Below are 19677 nucleotides of genomic sequence, written 5' to 3' on the forward strand. Positions count from 1 at the left end.
CATGTGCCAGCGGGTAGAGATAGTTTGGTCCTCCCATACCTTGCAGGGAATCCATATCGGTTGTAGTGTTCCTTTCAAATTTGAGAGGAATGCCCTATGGATCTCAATGCCGCCCAGATGTTCGTCAGTGTGGTGCAGACCGGCAGTCTGTCGGCCGCGGCCGACCGTCTCGGTATTCCCCTGCCGACACTGAGCCGGCGGGTTCGCGAGCTGGAGCGACAGTTGAAGGTGCAACTGTTGGAGCGTTCCGTGCGAGGTACCAAACTCACCGATGCCGGCACGCGGCTGTACGAGCACGCCAGTCGCGGCATCGAAGCACTGGCCGAGGGCGAACAGGCGGTGGTAAGCGATCAGGCGCGGCTCAAAGGGCGATTGCGGTTATCGCTGCCGCCGACGTTTGAACCATGGTGGGAATTGCTGGCGACTTTCCAGCAGCGCTATCCCGATATCCGTGTGCACGTCTACACCACTGAGCGGCGCGTCGACCTCGTCGAGGACGGCATTGACGTTGCGCTGCGCGTGGGCACGATCACCCACGAAACCATGGTGGCGCGACATCTGCTGACTTATCGCCACGTCCTCGTGGCCAGTCCGTCCCTGGTTGAACGACTGGGTGTGCCGGATACACCCGATGCCCTGCATCGGTTTCCCTGTGCGGTCTGGAGCGCGGGTGCCCATGCCGACGGTACATGGCGCCTCGGCGACCAGCTGTTTGAACCCAAAGCGCTGCTGATCACGAATGATTACGCACATCTGCGAAGTCGCGCGCTCGCCGGCGAAGCCGTTACCGAACTTCCCCCGTTTCTTGCTGCCAACGCGATTCGTGAGCGACGGCTAATCGCACTGTTGCCAGAACATCCCATGCCCGAGCAGCAAATCCATCTGCTCTATCCCTCGCATCGTCACCCTTCCGCGATCGTCCGGGCGTACCTGGATTTCTGTCAGCGGTACGTGTCGAAGATGGTTGATGCAGTAGTGACGGGCACATAAGGGCTGGCTTCGGGTTGGAAGCCAAGCCGACCTTCAGCGGCGGCTATTCGGTAGCCTCATGTCGACTGCGGCAGATCGGTCTTGCGGACAGCCGCCTATTCGCGAGGCCGCCGGGGCACTATGCAGAGATGCTGCGATCAGACTCGGTTCGCGCCAGCCTGCCTGCGGTTCTTCACCCATGATGAGCAGATCACGATGGTTCACTTGCGCCAGAACCGCCCGGTGCAGTTGCAGGCGCAGTCAGGTCTTCGTCTGAAAGCGGGTAGGTCATCTCCTTGCCAGCCGGCATGCTGCTTGATTCGGCAACTTCAACCCGCAGACTGCCTTGGTTATTCCAATACGCCCAGGCGGCATCGTTGGCAAAGCAATAGAGGTATCCCGAATAGGGCGCCTTGATTTCCACCCCTCGACCAATTCTGAAGTAGAACGGTTGAGGCGGCACGCCGGTCTCGTCCATTTGCCCTGGATAGGAGATCGCACCGCAGAGTTCAAACCAGTTCGCCCCCCTGACCCGCTTGGCCCATGCGAACAGGCGTTGCACCCAGTTGCCTGGCGTGCCCGCCGCGCCCGATGCGCGGTCCCCATCCAGCCACGTTTGACCGTCGGGCACCTTGAACCGGTAGCGCACCCCCTCCTTCATGAAAATGCCGGTCCAGTTCCACAACGGGCTGGCGAAAACCCGTACCTGGACCGGCATCGCCGGGTCTATGTTCGGTCGATAGGGTGCCTGAAAGATCGGCGGACTCGCCTGCCGTGCCAGGGCCAGATCCGATATCGATTCAGAACATCGTCGTGAACTCTTCACCAGATACGGAAAGGACCGGGGACGAAAACCGATTTTCCTGTAAAAGCCCGTGAGTGAGTTGTGGAGGACGCCATGTACCGCAGAGGGCGACGACTGATCCGCATGGGCTAACTGGTGCAGCATTCCTGATTGAAACACCGCACCACATTGCGCAGCCTCGGCAATCATCCATTTGAGTGTGGCATCAGAAAGCCCGGTTTCCTTGTAGCCGCCGCCAACGTCAGCGTGCACACCCGGGAACCACACCTGGGTCACGCGTATCGGGTCGCAGCCATCCTCGTCAGTCCACAACGTTGGAAAGAAGTTGTTCCGCTGCTCATCAATGGCGAGGCCCTGTACCGCGCGTTCGACTTCTGGCGAAAGCGTCGTGTCATGAAATTCGAAGCGCTTTCTTCGGAAACCGAAGAAATTCATGATCTCGGGGATGCCGAGCGCGCCCACCGTCTCCCACACCCCCAGGAAGCGCACGGGAGGCGGTCTGCCATGCTCGATACGGAACCGTTCCTGCCGGCTGACGTTTTCCGGTATTTTTGGGTCAAGACGGTACAGGTTCCATGCCTGTTTGACCAACGCCCAGCTTGCCACGTGAGGCAGTCCACAATGATGCAGCATGCCCACCAGACTTCGCGCCGTGAACGCGCCACGAGAGAAGCCAATCACAAAGATTTCTGAATCTTCTTCGTAGTGGTCAGACAGCCACTTATATGCGGTTCGAATGTCCCGGGAGAGACCTATTCCTAGCGCACCGTCGATGATGCGACGAAGCCAGCCTTCGTTAGCGCCAACGCCGACGTGGTAGTACCGAAGCTGCTCGACACCATCGTCGCCGTGCTCACTCAACGCGTTGAAAAAACGAACGACATTGGTTGGAACAGGCACCCCCTGAAACTCGTCGCTATCCGAGTTCCATGTGCCGTCACAGCAAACAAAAAGTCTCTTCATGTTTGCAGGTTCTACCTCATATTTCGACGCGCGAGCCCAGTTCGATCACCCGGTTTGAGTTCAGCTTGAAAAAAGCCGCAATGTTGCCGATATTGTGCGCCATCACGCTGAACAGTCGTTCGCGCCACACCGGCATCCCCTTGCCTCCGGTTGCCACCACGGTGGCGTGACTAAGGAAATAAGACACCTGCGCCGGATCGACCACCAGGCCTTTCGGCTCGCAGTCGCGCAGCGCTTGCGGCAGGTTGGCCTCGTCCTTGAAGCCGTAGACCACGAGGATGCTGTGGCAATTGTGGCCCAGCGGCGTGATTGCCACACGCTGCTCGCGCGGCACATAGGGCACATCCCGGTTGATCACGTGCACGAACAGCGCGCGCTCGTGCAGTACGTGGTTGTGCTCCAGGTTGTTGACCAGCGCATGCGGTACGGTGTTGGGGTCGATGGTCAGGAACGCGGCGGTGCCGGGCACGCGTATCGTTTCCTTCGCGAACAGACAGTCCAGGTATTTATCCAGCGGCAACGCGCCAGCATGGACGCTGGCCTCTTCGATCATCAGCTCACGGCCGCGGTGCCAGGTGGACATGACGATGAACATGATGGTGCCCAGCAGCAGCGGGAACCATCCGCCATCCACGAATTTGAGCAGGTTGGCCGCGAAGAACGTGAAGTCGATGACGAAGAAGAAACCGGTGGCCAGCAGGCACAGCCACAAGTTGTAGTGCCAGGCGTAGCGCACCACGTAGAAGGTGAGGAAGGTGGTGATCATCATGGTGCCCGTCACCGCAATGCCGTACGCCGAACCCAGCGCCGTCGAGGAGCCGAAGCCCAGCACGGCCCCCACCACCGCGATCAGCAGCAGCCAGTTGATGGCCGGCACGTAGATCTGGCCGACCTCGCGTTCGGAGGTGTAGACGATGCCCATGCGCGGCATGAAGCCCAGTTGCATGGCCTGCTTGGTCATGGAAAACGCGCCGCTGATCACCGCCTGCGACGCGATCACGGTCGCCACCGTGGCCAGCACCACCATCGGGAACAGCGCCACTGACGGGAAGAGGTGGAAGAAGGGGTTGTCCACGGTCTTGGGGTCCGACAACAGCAGCGCGCCCTGGCCCAGGTAGTTGAGCGCCAGCGCGGGCAGCACCAGAGCGAACCACGACAGGCGGATCGGCGGCGCGCCGAAGTGGCCCATGTCGGCATACAGCGCCTCCGCGCCGGTCAGCGCCAGCACCACCGCGCCGAGCGAGACAAAGGCCCGCCAGCCGTTACGCACCAGGAATTCGAGGCCCACGAACGGGTCGAAAGCGGCCAGAATGGCTGGCGCGTGGCCGATGTTAAGCAGGCCCACCACCGCAATCACGCCGAACCACAGCACCATCACCGGCCCGAACACCGCGCCGATGCCCGCCGTGCCGCGCCGCTGCACCAGGAACAAGCCGATCAGCACGATCAGCGCGATTGTCACCACAAAGGGCTTGAGCTTCGGCTCTGCCACTTGCAGCCCTTCCACCGCGCTGAGCACCGAGATCGCCGGCGTGATGACGCCGTCGCCATAGAACAGCGCCGCACCGAATACGCCGGCGAGCAGCAGCCCGTTGCGCAGGCGGGGGCGGTCCATCACCGAACTCGAAGCCAGCGCCAGCAGCGCCATGATCCCGCCCTCGCCGTGGTTGTGGGCGCGCATGATCAGCGTCACGTACTTCAGCGTCACCACGATGATGAGCGACCAGATGATGAGCGAGACCACGCCCAGCACATTGAGGCGGTTAAGCATCAGTCCGTGCCCCGCGTCGAATACCGTGCTCATGGTGTAGAGCGGACTGGTGCCAATGTCGCCGAAGACGATGCCGATGGCGGCCAGCGCCAGCTTGGGCATCGAACCGTGGCCGGTTTCCGCGGCGTGGCCGGCAGGGGCGCCCGGTTGCGGGCCTGAAGACGATTCCATGACTGGCTCCTTCTCAGTGGGGGGGACCCTGCCCCAGCGAACGGTACGCCGACGCGCAAGCGCCGGGCGGCCCGTCTGGTCACGCTGGTTTTCCTGCAACGGACCGGTCGGCGACCAGCCTGTTGGCGACAGCGTACAGAAAAAAGGGTGCGTCTCACAGCCGGTTTCACCCGACTGTCGATGCGACGCGCGCCCCGCCTTCAGGCCACCGCTACCGGAGCAAAAAACTTGTCGGAAGCAGCGAGCGAGTTGCTGTGCATGGCGCCGCCCTCAAAATCCGCACCAAGCGTGACGAGACCGAAGAAACGTTCCTTACGATTCACCTGCGCTTGCGCGTGACGCAGCCCGTCCGCCTCAGCTTGCCTCCGGTTCTTCGTCCATGATGAGGAGGAACAGCGTCGCCTGGGACGAGATATCCAGCTTCTTGTAAAGATTGCGCCGATGAACCTTAGCAGTCGCAGGTGACACGCCGAGTAGTCTTGCCATATTTTTTGTCGAATGACCGGCAAGAATCATCAGCGCGACTTCAATCTCACGATGGGTCAGCGACGCATTGGACCGTTTGCGCAACGCCTGTTCGAAGTGAAGGCGCCGGTCACTTCCTGCGGGTGAACTCACCGGCGGCGGCAGCACAGCGGTCTGTGCCAACAGGGCATGGCACATCAACGGGAGCAGCCATGCGCCGTAAAGGCAGAGGGTCCCGATTTCAGTCGAGCTAAAGCGGCGTTCACTGCCGATCGACACAGACAGCGTTCCGCCCGTGGGCAGTGGCGCCAGCAACTGCACCTCGTCTTCCAGCACGTTCACCGAAAAATAACGGCGAAAATATTCGGTTTCCCGGAAGTGGTCGGGTGCCACTTCGTCCAGGCAATACACGCCAGGGTTGATCTCACCCAGGCTGAATTGATAGAAAGGGTCCAGCAAGTAGACGCTGTTCAAATACCCTTTGAACAGTTCGTCGTGCGGCGTGCGCGCCTGGATCTCCGCAATCAACTGGGGTTTCCCGTTCGGCCAGAAGATCACCACCACCCAGTTGTCAAAGTGGACCACTTTGCGCAACAGGTCGATCAGCGCATGCCAGAACTGTTTGTCATCGAGTTTTTCGACCAGACGTCCAAGCCGCTGATGAAATGCAACGTCCGCGACTTCAAGCTGCATGTCAGTTTCCCCCACTACCCCCAGGAGGGTAGGTCGCCCCATCGTTCTAGCCCTTCGGCCTGATTTTCACCCATCGCCCCCCACCCTACCATCTCCGTACCCCGACGCATGCGCGTTGACAGGCTTGCTCGCAGCAAGCAACACAGGAGAAAAGTATGGGTATCAGAGACATCGGTGTTCGAGTCGGCCACGGCACGCCCGGTCCATTCAACAGCATCACCGACGTGCATGGCGTAAGAGTCGGCCATCGTACCCTGGTCGAAAATCGCGCAGAAGGCTCGATTCGAACCGGCGTGACGATCATTGAGCCACGCGCGGGCATCGCGCGGTTCGACCCATGTCATGCCGGCTGTCATGTGCTCAACGGAAACGGCGATGCCACCGGTCTGGAATGGATACGCGAGTCGGGATTACTGACTACGCCGATTGCCTACACCAACACGCACAGCGTCGGCGTGGTACGCGATGCCCTGGTCGCCGCCGAACGCGCATGGGTCGGCGATAGCCAGTACTGGTGCATGCCAGTGGTGCTGGAAACCTTCGATGGGGTGCTGAACGACATCTGGGGTCAACACGTCACCGCGACGCATGTCCACGAAGCGCAGGCCCAGGCCTGCAGCGGACCTGTCGCCGAGGGGTCGGTTGGCGGTGGTACCGGCATGATTTGTCATGAATTCAAAGGCGGCATCGGAACCGCCTCGCGCAAGCTCGCACCCGAGGACGGCGGCTGGACCGTCGGCGCGCTGGTCCAGGCGAACTACGGCCGCCGCGACGCGCTGCGTGTGGCCGGCTATCCGGTTGGCGAGGTACTGCGGCATCTGCCGTCGCCATTCGACCGGCGTCAGGCGGGCGTCCCTGGCATGGGGTCGATCGTGGTGACGCTTGCGACCGACGCGCCGCTTCTTCCGCATCAGTGCGAGCAGGTTGCACGACGCGCAAGCATCGGGTTAGCCCGGGTGGGAGGTGGCACCGAATATTCCAGTGGCGACATCTTCATCGCCTTCTCGGTCGGCAACCGCGGCATACCGCCGGCGGATTACGGCAAAGCGATCGAACCTGTGATCAGCGTGCGCAGCGTTACCCAGGACTTCATCTCTCCGCTATTCGTCGCGGCTGCGGAAGCGGTCGAAGAGGCGATTCTCAACGCCCTTGTTGCTGCTGAAGATGCGGAGGGCCAAGGCGTCCATGTCTCCGCGCTCGGCGCCGCCCGGCTGCTGAACGCGCTGGAGCAGGTTGGCTGGCGCCGCGAAGCCGATCAGGCGGACCGCCCGTTCGCTGACTGACGCGTCCTCCCCTTGCATGAGTTCCTCCATTAAAACCGAAAGGTCACTATGACATCCCGCCATCTCATCACTGTCGTCACTGGACTCCTCGCAGCAGCGGGAATCCTGGCTGTGACGACACACCATGCCAAAGCCGAAGAACTGAATGTCTACAACTGGTCGGACAATATCGCCGACGACACCGTATCAGGCTTCGAAAAGGAAACCGGAATTCACACGCGATACGACGTCTATGACGGCGACGACACCTTGCAGGCCAAGTTGCTAAGCGGTTCATCGGGCTATGACATCGTGGTGCCATCGTCCAGCTATGCCGGCAAGCAGATTGAAGCAGGCGTTTATCGGAAACTCGACAAGAGCAAGATTCCAAACCTGGCGAATCTGGATCCCGTGCTCATGAAGATGCTTGCGTCGGCCGATCCGGGCAATCAGTACACCGTGCCATGGTCATGGGGAACGGATGGTATCGGTTACAACGTCACGAAGGTGACGCGGATATTGGGCAAGGACGCACCCTACGATAGCTGGGATCTGCTGTTTGATCCGCAATACGTATCCAAGCTGAAAACCTGCGGCGTTTCCGTGCTCGACTCCGCCGAGGACGCATTCTCGGTTGGCTTGATCTACCTGCATAAGGATTCCAATAGCACCAACCCCGCCGATTATCAGGCCGTGTACAAGCTGCTCAAAACGATTCGCCCGTACATCACCCAGTTCAATTCTTCCGGCTACATCAACGACCTCGCCAATAACGATGTCTGCATTGCGCTAGCGTGGTCGGGCGACGTCGGGATCGCGAAGCGGCGCGCAGAAGAGGCCCATCGTGCCTATGAGATTCGCTACGTCATTCCTAAAGGCGATGGCGTGCTGTGGTTCGATCTGATGGGGGTTCCCAAAGATGCGCCTCACCCTGAAGCGGCAATGCAATGGATCAATTACATTCTTCAGCCCAAGGTTAGCGCGGCGATCACCAATCAGGTTTTCTATCCCAACGCTAACGCTGCTGCCCGTACTTACGTGAAGGCGGATATCCTCGACAACGAAGCGGTCTACCCTCGCGGTGACAAGATGAAGTCGCTCACCCTGTCATTGCCTTTGCCGGCCGATATCCTGCGCCTTGAAAACCGGCTGTGGACACAACTCAAGTCCGGGCGATAAGGTTGAAGCTGGCCGGCGCGTCGGATCATCGGAAGGACGGCTGCGCGCCAGGCGATTGCGTGGATCGTGACGACAGCCCGGCTCGCCGCTCAATCGCGCGCGCCGGCCGGGTTTGTCTTTATTGGCCGTAGACGTCGAAGTCGAAATACTTCTTCGCGATCCTGTCGTACGTGCCGTCCGCGCGCATGTCGGCGATCGCCTGGTCGATCTTCGCCTTCAGGTCGGTGTCTTCCTTGCGCAATCCGATCGCGGTACCGCTTCCCAACGTCTTCGCGTCGTAAAGCGCATTGCCGGCAAATGCGAAGTCCTTGCCTCGCGGCGTCCGGAGGAACCCGACCTCAGCCTGCACGGCGTTCTGCAGCGATGCGTCGATACGCCCAGCGATCAGGTCCGAGTAAACGAGATCCTGATCCTGGTACGACGCGATCACCGCGCCCGCCGGCTCCCAGTACGTCTTCGCATACGTTTCCTGGATCGAACCCTGCTCGACGCCGATTCGCTTGCCCTTCAGCGCTTCCGGCGTCGGCACAATCGTCGCGCCCTTCTTCGCGACGAGGCGTGTCGGGATCCGGAATACCTTCGACGAGAACGCGATCTGCGCCTGACGCGCCGGCGTCATCGACATGGTCGATAGCACACCGTCGAACTTGCGTCCCTTCAGCGCGGGAATCATCCCGTCGAAGGCGTTTTCGACCCACACGCATTGGGCGTTCAGGCGGCGGCAGATCTCGTTGCCCAGGTCGATGTCGAAGCCGACGAGCTTACCGTCGGCAGATTTCGATTCGAACGGCGGATAGCTCGCGTCGACACCAAAGCGTACGGTCGACCAATCCTTCGCGATCGCGCTGCTGGAAGATACGGCGAACAGCACAATCGTCAGGGTTGCGAGCAGGGATTTCATGTTTTTCCTTTCGTCGTTCTTTTGAAAAAATGCGCGGCGTCAATGAACAATCGCAAACGGGCGTTAGCACGCCGCCACGCCGGGGGCTTCTTGCGGGAGCCGCATCCGGCGCGCGGCGCCCGACATTCGATCCTAATCTGCCCGCGCTTACAAATTCATAAAACAAATCAGTCCATGCATACGACGCATATCAACGCGCCGCCGGTGAAAATCCAAACGCACGTTTCCAACACGCGCCTTATACATCGGACTCCGTATTATGAAGACATCGCCATTTGTCTGATCTATTTTCATCGCGAGACGCGTAACGGCGAAGTTACGTTCGACGTGGTGGGAACACGTAACACGTGGGACGTAACACGCCCCACACGACGCCGTCACTGTGTTCCGCATGCGGCCCGATCTGCCCCGTCCAGCACGACGCTCTCCGTCGCACGCCAGTCAATTCCGGCACGGCCCATGCGCTGATCGTGCCGCACTCCGTCACCGGCGCGTTGGCTCGGAACTTGCAGCTCCCAACTGCCCGAGTACGCCACATCCGGGCAGGGCGCAACCGCACCCTGCTCTAGAACTAAACGAAGGCGACGCGCACACACGCGATGTCGGGCTCAAAGTAACCCTTTTCTGTAAGACCGATCAGCGGTTTTCCGGGGGCACTGATTACACCTTTGACCAATCAGGTCGCGATTCATCGCGAAAGGACTAATCATGGCTCCCTTCAAACGCACTCTTGTTGCATCGGCAAGCGCACTCGTATGGTGGTCGCTCGCCACTTCGTGTCAGGCTGGAGATGTCACGTCCACGCCGCCTAGCTCAATCACGCAAGGCGGCGGATGGACGGGCACCGGGCTACCGGGATCGGGATTCTCAGGGACAGGAGGCAGCGCGCCCACTGGGTGGACCGGCAGTGGTTCGGGTGTGAGTAGTGGCTCCGGTTTTGGCGGCAGCACGACCTGGGGCGGCGTTACGGTTTCCGGCTCGGGGTACGGCGGCGGTTTTGCTGGCGGCAGTGGTTATGGCGGTTATGGCGGTTATGGAGGCTCCGGTGGTTCGGGTGGCTCGGGTAGTGGGGGTGGTTCGGGCGGCTCTGGGAATGGTGGCTCCGGCGGTTCGGGCGGTTCGGGCGGCTCCGGTGGTTCGGGTGGCTCCGGCGGCTCGGGTGGCTCCGGCGGCTCGGGTGGCTCTGGAGACGGAGGCCATGGCGGCTGGGGCGGCGGGAACGGCGGCGGCTCTGGAAACGGTGGCTCCGGTGGCTCTGGCGGCTCCGGCGGTTCGGGTGGCTCCGGTGGTTCGGGCGGCTCTGGCGGCTCGGGTGGTGGGAACGGCGGCGGCTCTGGAAACGGTGGCTCCGGTGGTTCGGGCGGCGGGTACGGCGGCGGCTCAGGAAACGGTGGTCACAGCGGCTCCGGCGGCTCCACTGGAGTCGGCGCCGGTAGTGGCAACCAGACCACCAGCGGCCTCCTTGACCCGATCGTGAACCTGGTCGTCAGCGTCGGCGCGATCAGCGTGCCTATCGTGCCGATCACCCTGGGCAACAACAGCGGCAGCGGGAACGGCAACGGGGTGGGCAACGGCACGATCGGTGGTACGAAAGGCGTGACAGGCGGATCGAGCGGACATGCCAGCGGTGGCTTGCTGGCGCCGGTGACCGCGTTGCTCGGCGGTCTGTCAGTGGGCTCGGTGAGCGGTGGCTCGCAAGGCAGCAGCAGCCCCGTCGCACCGCTCACCACGTTGCTCGGCGGACTAACCGGCGGCTTGGGCGGCGGCACCTCGGGGAGCAGCAGCCCTGTCGCACCGCTTACCACCTTGCTCGGCGGATTGACCGGAGGCTTGGGCGGCGGCACTTCGCATGGATCGTCGACGAGCTCTTCGACCAATCCGGCAGCACCACTAACCAACCTGGTCGGCACACTCACCAGCGCACTCACCGGCACAAGCGGCGGCTCGTCTCCGCTCGCGCCGTTGACGAACCTGCTCGGTGGCCTCACAGGTGGACTCGGCGGTGGCAGCAGCACCCCCCCCAAGCACTAGCCCGCAACGCGTGGTGCCTGCAAGGGCACCACGCTCGCAACCTTCTGAGTGCAACAGAAAGCAACCGGCCCGACCTGACTGGCATCACAGCTTCACGACGTCAGGCCCGGCACACGCCATACATGTCAACCGGTAGAGAGCGTCGCAAAGCGATTGACGCGCCACCAGGAGGTCAAGACCCCACTAACAAAAGCAGCCGTTCGCCACGAACGAATCTCAGCCGTCGTTTCACCGTCCCTTCTGACCCTCCGCTTTGTGCACGGACGCGGTCAGCGCCCGCTATCGTCTGCATTAACGTGTTCGCCTGGCTGCCCCGGGCTGCTTCCGTCCGGCTAAAGACGGGTGACATCGACGATGGCATCGGCGAATGCCTTCGGCGCTTCCTGTGGCAGGTTATGTCCGATGCCGCCGTCGATGTTCCGATGTCGATACTTGCCGGTGAACTTCTTCGCGTAGGTTGCCGGCTCGGGATGCGGAGCGCCGTTGGCATCGCCCTCCATGGTGATGGTCGGAACAGAAATGGTCGGCGCTTTCGCCAGACGCGCTTCGAGCTCGTCGTATTGCGGTTCGCCCTTGACCAGCCCCAGACGCCAGCGGTAGTTGTGAATCACCACCGCGACGTGATCGGGATTGTTGAACGACTCAGCCGAGCGCTCGTACGTCGCATCGTCGAAATTCCATTTCGGCGACGCGAGACGCCAGATCAGCTTGTTGAAGTCGTGGCGGTTCGCTTCATAACCCGCATAGCCACGCTCCGTGGCGAAATAGAACTGGTACCACCACGCCAGCTCAGCCTTCGGCGGCAGCGGCGCCCGGTTGGCTTCCTGACTACCAATCAGATAACCGCTGACCGACACCATCGCCTGGCATCGCTGCGGCCATAGCGCGGCGATGATATTCACCGTGCGCGCGCCCCAATCGAAACCGCCAAAGATCGCCTTGTCGATCTTCAATGCGTCCATCAAGGCAATGATGTCGACGGCAACCACCGACTGCTGACCGTTGCGAGGCGTATCCGCGGACAGGAACCGTGTCGAGCCATAGCCGCGCAGATACGGCACGATGACCCGATAGCCCGCAGCGGCAAGCAATGGCGTGACCTCGGCGAAACTGTAGATATCGTAGGGCCAGCCGTGCAGCAGGATGACCACCGGTCCATTCTGCGGACCCGCTTCCGCATAACCTATGCTGAGCGTTCCAGCGTTTATCTGGCGAATGTTGTCGAACGAAGCAACCCGGGTTGCTGCGTTCACCGCGTTCGTATTGGGTGACGTGCCGTCCGACTGCGCCTGGGCGAGCCCGCTCAAACCCAACTCCAACAAACTGATCCCTGCCACTGTCGTCCCAAGCAGACGACGACGTCGAGTATTGATCTGGTCCGGCATCGTTAATTCTCCTCAAAGATTCGCTACGCAAGCCCAGTGCATATCTGACTTGCGAAGCCAGTCAATCTGGCCTGGAAGTATTTAAACCCGTGGACGTATCGGGTATGTGTCTGCCAGGCGCGTCAGTGCAACGTTATGTATTGACCGGCGGCGCAGATACATTGAGATACAGAGAGAGCGGGAGACCGTGGAGCGGAGGTCCCCGTGCGTTGATAAAAAAATGCGGCATACCGTGCAATCAGCGAGTGATCGGATTCCGGCTGACGCTTTTCAACACTAGCCTGGCTTCCAGGCCGCCGTCGGGCCGGTTATGCAACGACAGCACCGCGTCCATCGCTAAAGCGAGTTGCCGCGCAATCGCGAGGCCTAGCCCGGTACCGCCGGTTCCGCGGTTGCGCGATCCTTCCAGCCGATAGAACGGTTCGAACACCGTTTCCAGCGACTCAGCAGGAATACCCGGCCCGCGATCGAGCACGGAAACCGTCACGTGTCCGTCCCGCGAGGCGACTCTGATCTCGGCCGACCCACCGAACTTCAGCGCGTTGTCGACGAGGTTGCCCACGATCCGGCGCAACGCCTGAGGGCGTGTCACCAGTGCCGTGTCGATTCGGCCGTGCAGCGAGACGTCCTTGCCGGCATCGACATAGTCGAACACGAGGCTGTCGAACAGCGCATCCGGATCGATACGCAAAGGCGCCTCACTGGCGCCGTGCATGGTGCGCGCGTATGTGACGCCTTCCTTGACCATCGTTTCCATTTCCTGCAGGTCCTGCTGCAGCTTGGCGCCCTGTGCGCTTTCGTCCATCACATCCACGCGCAAACGCATGCGGGTAATCGGCGTTTGCAGGTCATGCGAAATCGCCGCGAGGATCTGCAAGCGCTCGGTCATGTATAGCCTGATGCGGTCCTGCATGGCGTTGAACGCCCGCGCCGCGCGCGCCACTTCATCCGGTCCGTCTTCTGGCAGGCGCTCGGCCTTCAGGTCGGGGCCCAGGGTGTCGGCCGCTCGCGCCAACTGGCTCAACGGGCGCGTTGTCAGCCGTACCGCCAGCCAGCAGCACGCGGCCAGCACCACCAGTTGCAGCACCAGCACCCACGACAACCACGGCGACAGCGGCGCGCCTGGCATCGGGTGGTAGTCGATCGTCAGCGGCGTGCCGTCACTCAACTGCAGATGGACCTGCAGGCGGTCCGGGTCGCCCGGGACGGCGTTAGCCGTTAGCGGATAGCGTTTGCCGATGCCATCCGCGATGGATTGCGCCACCCTCGCCGAGAGCTTCGCATCCGGGGGCCCGCCGGCGACCCCGGGTCCCAGATCGAAGGTATAGGTACGCCGCGCCAGCCGTGGCAACCATTCGGCGCGTTCGTTAGCGGGCAAATGATCGAGCAGCGCGACGGAACTGGTGACCTCGCGTTCGATGTAACCCATCATGACGTTCGTCATCGTCTGGTCCCGCTCCGTCATGGTGAGCCAGACCGACAGCGTTTGCACCAGCGCGAGGCTGACGAAGAGAATCAGCGCAAGCCTCGCGAACAGTGAGCGCGGCCAACGCAGCAATGTATTCAGCTTCATGGACTGCCTTCGATCATGGTCACGACCGCGGAAAATACATAACCCTCGCTGCGCAGCGTCTTGATGTAACGCGGCTCGCGCGCAGTGTCCTGCAGGCGCTGCCGCAAACGGCTGACCAGCAGATCGATCGAGCGATCGAACGCATCGGCCTGGCGCCCCTGGGTCAGATTGAGCAATTGATCCCGCGTGAGCACGCGTTGTGGATGATCGAGGAACACGCGCAGCAAGCGATATTCCGCACCGCTCAGGGCCACCATGGTGCCCTCGGCGTCGAGCAGATGGCGCGCAGTCGTGTCGAGCCGCCAGTCGCCGAAGCCGATCATCGGCGCGGTTTCCGTCACCTGCATGCCAGGTGGCAGCATCCGCGCACGGCGCAACACGGAGCGGATCCGCGCCAGCAGTTCGCGCACTGCAAACGGTTTGGACAGGTAATCGTCGGCGCCCATTTCCAGGCCGACAATGCGATCCGCCTCTTCGCTGCGGGCGGTCAGCATCAGTACCGGCACGGAATGGAACTTGCCGGCACGCAATTCCCGGCACAGCACGAGACCGTCTTCGCCGGGCATCATCAGGTCAAGCACGATCAGATCGGGCGCGCCCTGCTCGAGGACGGCGCGCATCTGCCGGCCGTTGGCGGCCAACGACACGCGCATGCCGTTCTTCTCGAGATAGGTTGCGAGCAATTCACGGATGCCGCGATCGTCGTCGACGATCAGCACGTGGTCGGCGTTTTCCATCAATGGATCAGTCCTTTCGACGTTTGACTCGCACCCGGTTCACGTTGACCAGCGAACAGTACACGGGGTGCGCCAGTTCCGCGGCCAATCCACCCGCCAGGAAGGCGAGAATCGCCACGAGCCGTCTCATGCGTCCTCCACGACGGACAGGCTGGCGCCATTGGCCACACTGGCCTCCAGCGTATACGGGTCGACGCCCGCGAGGCAACCGATGTTGACCCGCCACAACTGCGGATCCCTACGCGTCTGATGAAACGGATAAATGCCGCAGTGCTTGCAGAAGTAGTGCTTTGCCGTGCGCGTATTGAACTGGTAGAGCGTCAGCGCTTCCTCACCCTGCAGGATCTTCAGCTCGCCCGCGGCGAACGGCGGCGTCATCAGCGCACCCTTGCGCCGGCACAGGCTGCAATTGCAACGCACGGCAGGCACGACATCGGTACGGACTTCAAATTTCACGGTCCCGCAATGACAGGATCCTTGCAGCAGTTCGGTACTCATGGGGTGCTCCGCAGTAGACATGGCTGCTTTATAGCCCAGTACGCGCGAGGCTTTGTATCGCAATGTATCTGGGCACTCCCCTGACACAAAACATTGCACCCGCGCCGCCCCGGCGACACAAGCCAGATACGAACGGGCGTTCCAATGCAGCCATGTTCACCACTGGAATGCCCGACACGACATCTGGATCCACGCCCGGGTCTTCCCTTTCATGAAAGGACGCTGACATGCTCTCCCGACTCAAAACCGCTACTACCGTCGCCCTGTTCGCCGCAACCGTGGCAGCCGGCGCTACCGCCCTCGCGACGCTCGTTGCAAGTCCTGCCGCAAGTCCCACTGCCAACCAGGTCACCAACGGCACGGCCGCACCGGAATTCACTGGTATCGACAAATGGCTCAATAGCGATCCCCTGACCATGCAGCAGTTGCGCGGCAAGGTTGTGCTGGTCGATTTCTGGACCTACACGTGTATCAACTGCATCCACGTGCTGCCCTACGTGAAGACCTGGAATCAGAAATATAAGGACCAGGGTCTGGTGGTGGTCGGTGTCCACACCCCCGAGTATCCGTTCGAGCGCAGCACGGACAACGTCAAGACAGCGATCAAACGCTTCGACATTACGTTCCCGGTCGCGCAGGACAACAACTACGCAACCTGGCGCGCCTACGACAACGAGTATTGGCCTGCGTTCTATCTGGTCGACAAGAAAGGGCACGTCGTCTACACGCACTTCGGCGAAGGCGACTACGAACAGACCGAGGCGAAGATCAAGGCCTTGCTGGCGGAAAACCCGTGATTCGTATCGCAATGTATCTGGGCATCGAGGTGATACAGAACATTGCAATTGACCCGGTTTCTCGACACAAGCCAGATACGTCGGCACGTTTTAATGCATCAACGCCGGATGCAAGACGCAAGCAAATCGCAGATGACTGATCGAATTGCTGCCCTTGCTACCTGATACCCCGGCGCCTTCCTTTTTTTCATTAGTTCACGGAGTACGACATGAAAACCTCAATGATCGCTTTGGCTTTCGCTGCATTCGCTACGGCTGGCATCGCTCATGCTGCTGACGCCCCTGCAACAACCGGTGGTCAATCGGGCGCCGCGCAAATGCAGCAATGGAACCCGAGCCAAACTGGCGCAATGCAGAAGACGCGCGCAGAGGTCCGCCACGAGCTGGTGCAAGCCGAGCAGGACGGCCAGTTCGCCCGTCTCAGCAGCTTGTATCGCGGTAGCTGATTGTCTGAGCACCGCCGGATTGAATTCCGCTTCCATTACGGTAAGCAATCCTCTTGGTTCAAGATCCTTCGCACGTTCCACTACGCCCACACCGAGCGCGCTCGGTGTGGGCGTATCGCTTTCAATGGCTCGCGAGAGGCTATGGCAGCACCTCGCAATTCAGCGGCGCGTGCAGTCGGCTATTCGGGAGACCGCCGGGGCCGGATGCGGAGCGACGTGATCGCGAGCGACTTAAAATAACCATCGAATTTTGGTCGATTAACCCGTAAATTTAACTATAAACGGCACAAAATTGCCTTTAGATATCATCTAGCTTGCCTCATCTGGTATCAACCGGTAAAATATTAATGTTTATCGGTAAATTTGATGGATAACCGGCAAAATGTTGCTCTTTGATCTCGCTACTGCAGACGAAATTGCCCTTGAACTGGGTCACCGGCTACGCGCGCAGCGCCTCGCTCAGAACCTGCAGCAGAGCGAACTGGCCGCCCGCGCAGGGGTGTCCGAGCGCGCGGTACGCAACCTCGAGCGTACCGGGAAGGCAACGCTTGAGAGTCTTCTCCGGGTCGCCATGGCGCTTGGGCTAACCGGCTCGCTGTCGCCTCTGTTCGAATACAAGCCGAACTCCATTCGAGCGATGGAGAAGGCGAGCGCCACGCGTGAACGGGCTTCGCGGAGGTAACGATGAAAAAACTGAGCGTCGTTTACGCCGGCTGGAGCGAGCGTTTCGAACTGGGCAAGCTTGGGGACGACGGGACGAACCTGATATTTGAGTACTCCTCCGAAGCGCTGCAACGCGGTCTCGAGCTTTCGCCCTTGCATCTGGCATTGCGTCAGCAGGCCTACGATAGCTTCCCGGACCACCAGTTTCGCCTGCCAGGGCTCGTTTCTGATGCCCTGCCCGACGGCTGGGGCATGCTACTCATGGATCGCCTCTTTCGGCAGCGGGGCTGGGACCCTGCGCGGATGTCCCCGCTCGACCGTCTTGCGTTCATTGGCGAGAAGGCAATGGGCGCTCTTGTTTTTGAACCGGCTCAGGGAGACGTTCTTCACCCTTCGGATGTGCAACTTATCGAGCTTGCCCGGGAAGTCCGCGAAGTGATGACGGACGGCAGTACCGAGTTGCTGCGCGAGCTCGTCCTGATGGGTGGCTCGCCGCACGGCGCCCGGCCTAAAGTGCTGGTTAATTTCGACCCGCACAGCGGCCGCATGTCGAACTCGGAGCAGAGTGCCGGCACGCCCTGGCTGGTCAAGTTCCCCGCCCAGTACGACCACAAGGAAGTGTGCGCAGTCGAGGCGCTGTATGCCGTGCTTGCGCAGGCGTGTGAGATTCCGGTGCCGGCAACAAGGTACTTTGATCTCGGGTCCCGTCTTTCAGCATTCGGCATCGAGCGTTTCGACCGGTCTGGCGCTCAGCGCGTGCCAATGCACACCGCTGCCGGCGCGCTGAACGCCAACTTCCGATACCCATCGATCGACTATGGTTCGCTTCTGAAATTGACTCGCTTCATCACACGAGATGAGCGTGAAGTGTTACGGGCCTTTGAGCGCTGTGTCTTCAATGTGGTGTTCAACAATCGGGACGACCACACGAAAAATTTCTCCTTCCGGCTGTCGGCGCAGGGGCAGTGGCAATTCTCGCCGGCTTACGACTTGACCTTCAACGAAGGGCCGGGCGGTGAGCATCAAATGGACGTGTGCGGCGAGAGTCGCGCGCCGGCGCGTAGGCATCTATTGCAGCTTGCCAGCCTTACGGGTATACCGGCTCGTGCGGCAGAGGCGGTCATTGAACGCACTGCGGGGGTGGCCGGCCGGTTTCGGGATCACGCGCGGAGCTTTCCCATTCGGCGCGCAACGGTAAGCCTGATTGCAGGCAAGATAGAAACAAACCGCACGCGCATGCTGTGAAGCGAGCTCAATGATCAGGCACACCGGTCGCACGCGCCATCGCCGCACACATTGGATCCAACATGGAAATCAAGTGGATTGAGGACTTCATCGCGCTCGCCCAGTATCAGAGCTTCTCGCGGGCGGCGGAATTCCGGAATGTCACCCAGTCGGGCTTCAGCAGGCGCATTCAGTCGCTTGAGCAGTGGGTCGGCGCGGACCTCATTGACCGAAGCAGCTTCCCTCCCACGCTGACACCTGCCGGACAACTGTTCCGGGAAGCCGCGGTCGACGTCCTTGGGAAGCTATTCGATACGCGAGCCATCATTCGTATCGACCAACGCATGGCGGGCAAAGGCTTGCAGATTGCAGCAGGCCATACGATCGCGCTAAGTTTCCTGCCTGCCTGGTTAAAGGCGCTCACGGCCCGTTTCGGGGAGGTCCGCGCCCGGGTGATACCCACCAATGTCCATGACTCGATCCTGATGCTCGTGAACGGCAACTGCGAACTGATGTTTGCCTATCATCACCCGGAGCTGCCTCTCCATCTCGACCCGATCCGGTACGAGCATCTCACCGTAGGCGTCGATGTACTGATGCCTGTCTGCCGGCCAAACCCACGTGGCGCGCCCGTGTTCCGGTTACCGGGAACGGCGGCTCGTCCATTGCCGTTGATTTCGTACACGGAAACCAGCTATTTCGGCCGCTGCCTCGCACTCCTCCTGAGCCGGGTCGATGCAACCCCGGCTTTGCAGCCTCACTACGAATCCGACATGGCCGAGGTCCTCAAGAAACTGGTCCTCGAAGGCGAAGGCGTTGCCTGGCTTCCCAAAAGCTCGATCGTCGCCGAGCTCGACGCGGGCGAACTCGTCCCGGCCGGCCGGGACGCATGGCATCTCAAGGTTGAGCTTCGCGTCTACCGGGACGCCTCGAATCGCAGCGAGTTTCTGGACACGCTGTGGCGCCACCTTCGCGCCGCATCGCAGGCCGTAGATTAAGGGTTATCCCGCGTTATGCGAGTCTCGCATATCTCCATGCCAGACCCGCATTGAGTCTTTTTTGATCGTCTCTATCATCCGTCCATACACAGAAACGCCGCCCCGCTAAGGGCGTTTTTGCCTCCTGCCGGCGTACGGTGGTCACC

General features: G+C 61.1%; 19 protein-coding genes. 9 read left to right on the forward strand and 10 right to left on the reverse strand.

The window, feature by feature from the left end; translation table 11 throughout:
* Nucleotides 1-96: 96 nt before the first annotated feature.
* Nucleotides 97-990, forward strand: a complete 894-nt coding sequence (locus PQQ96_RS19515; protein WP_408295185.1) for a LysR family transcriptional regulator — start codon at nucleotides 97-99, stop codon at nucleotides 988-990.
* Nucleotides 991-1180: 190 nt separating this feature from the next.
* Here PQQ96_RS19515 and PQQ96_RS19520 read toward each other — a convergent pair whose 3' ends face one another.
* From PQQ96_RS19520 to PQQ96_RS19535, 4 genes are all read right to left on the reverse strand, one after another.
* Complete coding sequence (locus tag PQQ96_RS19520; protein WP_408295188.1) at nucleotides 1181-2737, reverse strand: T6SS phospholipase effector Tle1-like catalytic domain-containing protein; 1557 nt, start codon at nucleotides 2735-2737, stop codon at nucleotides 1181-1183.
* A gap of 16 nt (nucleotides 2738-2753) precedes the next feature.
* A complete protein-coding gene (locus PQQ96_RS19525) occupies nucleotides 2754-4679 on the reverse strand; it encodes a potassium transporter Kup (RefSeq protein ID WP_408295191.1) in 1926 nt (641 codons plus the stop codon).
* A 200-nt stretch (nucleotides 4680-4879) separates the two neighbouring features.
* Nucleotides 4880-5002, reverse strand: coding sequence for a hypothetical protein (locus PQQ96_RS19530; RefSeq protein ID WP_408295194.1), 123 nt, complete (start codon nucleotides 5000-5002; stop codon nucleotides 4880-4882).
* Nucleotides 5003-5033: 31 nt separating this feature from the next.
* A complete protein-coding gene (locus tag PQQ96_RS19535) occupies nucleotides 5034-5837 on the reverse strand; it encodes a helix-turn-helix transcriptional regulator (RefSeq protein ID WP_408295197.1) in 804 nt (267 codons plus the stop codon).
* 155 nt (nucleotides 5838-5992) lie between these two features.
* Here PQQ96_RS19535 and PQQ96_RS19540 point away from each other — a divergent pair, with 155 nt between their 5' ends.
* Together PQQ96_RS19540 and PQQ96_RS19545 are read left to right on the forward strand one after the other, a co-directional pair.
* Nucleotides 5993-7120 (forward strand): DmpA family aminopeptidase, encoded by a 1128-nt coding sequence (locus tag PQQ96_RS19540; protein ID WP_408295200.1) that lies wholly within the window; start codon nucleotides 5993-5995, stop codon nucleotides 7118-7120.
* Between the two features lie 48 nt (nucleotides 7121-7168).
* Nucleotides 7169-8278: a polyamine ABC transporter substrate-binding protein gene (locus tag PQQ96_RS19545; protein WP_408295203.1), complete on the forward strand. Its 1110-nt coding sequence runs from the start codon at nucleotides 7169-7171 to the stop codon at nucleotides 8276-8278.
* 118 nt (nucleotides 8279-8396) lie between these two features.
* On the opposite strand, the gene PQQ96_RS19550 is transcribed toward PQQ96_RS19545, so the two are convergent.
* Complete coding sequence (locus tag PQQ96_RS19550; RefSeq protein ID WP_408295206.1) at nucleotides 8397-9179, reverse strand: ABC transporter substrate-binding protein; 783 nt, start codon at nucleotides 9177-9179, stop codon at nucleotides 8397-8399.
* A gap of 708 nt (nucleotides 9180-9887) precedes the next feature.
* On the opposite strand from PQQ96_RS19550, the gene PQQ96_RS19555 reads away from it, so the two are divergent.
* Nucleotides 9888-11210 (forward strand): hypothetical protein, encoded by a 1323-nt coding sequence (locus PQQ96_RS19555; RefSeq protein ID WP_408295209.1) that lies wholly within the window; start codon nucleotides 9888-9890, stop codon nucleotides 11208-11210.
* A gap of 332 nt (nucleotides 11211-11542) precedes the next feature.
* Here PQQ96_RS19555 and PQQ96_RS19560 read toward each other — a convergent pair whose 3' ends face one another.
* The 5 genes from PQQ96_RS19560 to PQQ96_RS19580 all read right to left on the reverse strand — a co-directional run bounded on the left by PQQ96_RS19560 (nucleotide 11543) and on the right by PQQ96_RS19580 (nucleotide 15403).
* On the reverse strand, nucleotides 11543-12595 hold the full coding sequence (locus tag PQQ96_RS19560) for an alpha/beta fold hydrolase (protein WP_408295212.1): 1053 nt from the start codon (nucleotides 12593-12595) through the stop codon (nucleotides 11543-11545).
* Between the two features lie 238 nt (nucleotides 12596-12833).
* Nucleotides 12834-14168: an ATP-binding protein gene (locus PQQ96_RS19565; RefSeq protein ID WP_408295215.1), complete on the reverse strand. Its 1335-nt coding sequence runs from the start codon at nucleotides 14166-14168 to the stop codon at nucleotides 12834-12836.
* Nucleotides 14165-14905, reverse strand: a complete 741-nt coding sequence (locus PQQ96_RS19570) for a response regulator (RefSeq protein WP_408295218.1) — start codon at nucleotides 14903-14905, stop codon at nucleotides 14165-14167. Before PQQ96_RS19570 ends, PQQ96_RS19565 begins: the two co-directional genes overlap by 4 nt.
* A gap of 7 nt (nucleotides 14906-14912) precedes the next feature.
* Entirely contained in the window at nucleotides 14913-15035 is a 123-nt protein-coding gene (locus PQQ96_RS19575) for a hypothetical protein (RefSeq protein WP_408295221.1), read from the reverse strand.
* Complete coding sequence (locus PQQ96_RS19580) at nucleotides 15032-15403, reverse strand: GFA family protein (protein WP_408295224.1); 372 nt, start codon at nucleotides 15401-15403, stop codon at nucleotides 15032-15034. The genes PQQ96_RS19575 and PQQ96_RS19580 overlap by 4 nt, the downstream gene beginning before the upstream one ends.
* A gap of 227 nt (nucleotides 15404-15630) precedes the next feature.
* On the opposite strand from PQQ96_RS19580, the gene PQQ96_RS19585 reads away from it, so the two are divergent.
* From PQQ96_RS19585 to PQQ96_RS19605, 5 genes are all read left to right on the forward strand, one after another.
* Nucleotides 15631-16200, forward strand: coding sequence for a thioredoxin family protein (locus PQQ96_RS19585; RefSeq protein WP_408295227.1), 570 nt, complete (start codon nucleotides 15631-15633; stop codon nucleotides 16198-16200).
* 209 nt (nucleotides 16201-16409) lie between these two features.
* Nucleotides 16410-16646: a DUF4148 domain-containing protein gene (locus PQQ96_RS19590; RefSeq protein ID WP_408295230.1), complete on the forward strand. Its 237-nt coding sequence runs from the start codon at nucleotides 16410-16412 to the stop codon at nucleotides 16644-16646.
* Between the two features lie 382 nt (nucleotides 16647-17028).
* A complete protein-coding gene (locus PQQ96_RS19595) occupies nucleotides 17029-17328 on the forward strand; it encodes a helix-turn-helix domain-containing protein (protein WP_235993672.1) in 300 nt (99 codons plus the stop codon).
* Between the two features lie 2 nt (nucleotides 17329-17330).
* The gene (locus PQQ96_RS19600; RefSeq protein WP_408295233.1) at nucleotides 17331-18554 is read left to right on the forward strand and encodes a type II toxin-antitoxin system HipA family toxin; all 1224 of its coding nucleotides are present in this window, start codon (nucleotides 17331-17333) and stop codon (nucleotides 18552-18554) included.
* A 62-nt stretch (nucleotides 18555-18616) separates the two neighbouring features.
* On the forward strand, nucleotides 18617-19531 hold the full coding sequence (locus PQQ96_RS19605; RefSeq protein ID WP_408295236.1) for a LysR substrate-binding domain-containing protein: 915 nt from the start codon (nucleotides 18617-18619) through the stop codon (nucleotides 19529-19531).
* The last annotated feature ends 146 nt before the right edge of the window (nucleotides 19532-19677 follow it).

The sequence above is a fragment of the Paraburkholderia sediminicola genome (assembly GCF_046027825.1).
GTDB lineage: Bacteria > Pseudomonadota > Gammaproteobacteria > Burkholderiales > Burkholderiaceae > Paraburkholderia > Paraburkholderia sediminicola_D.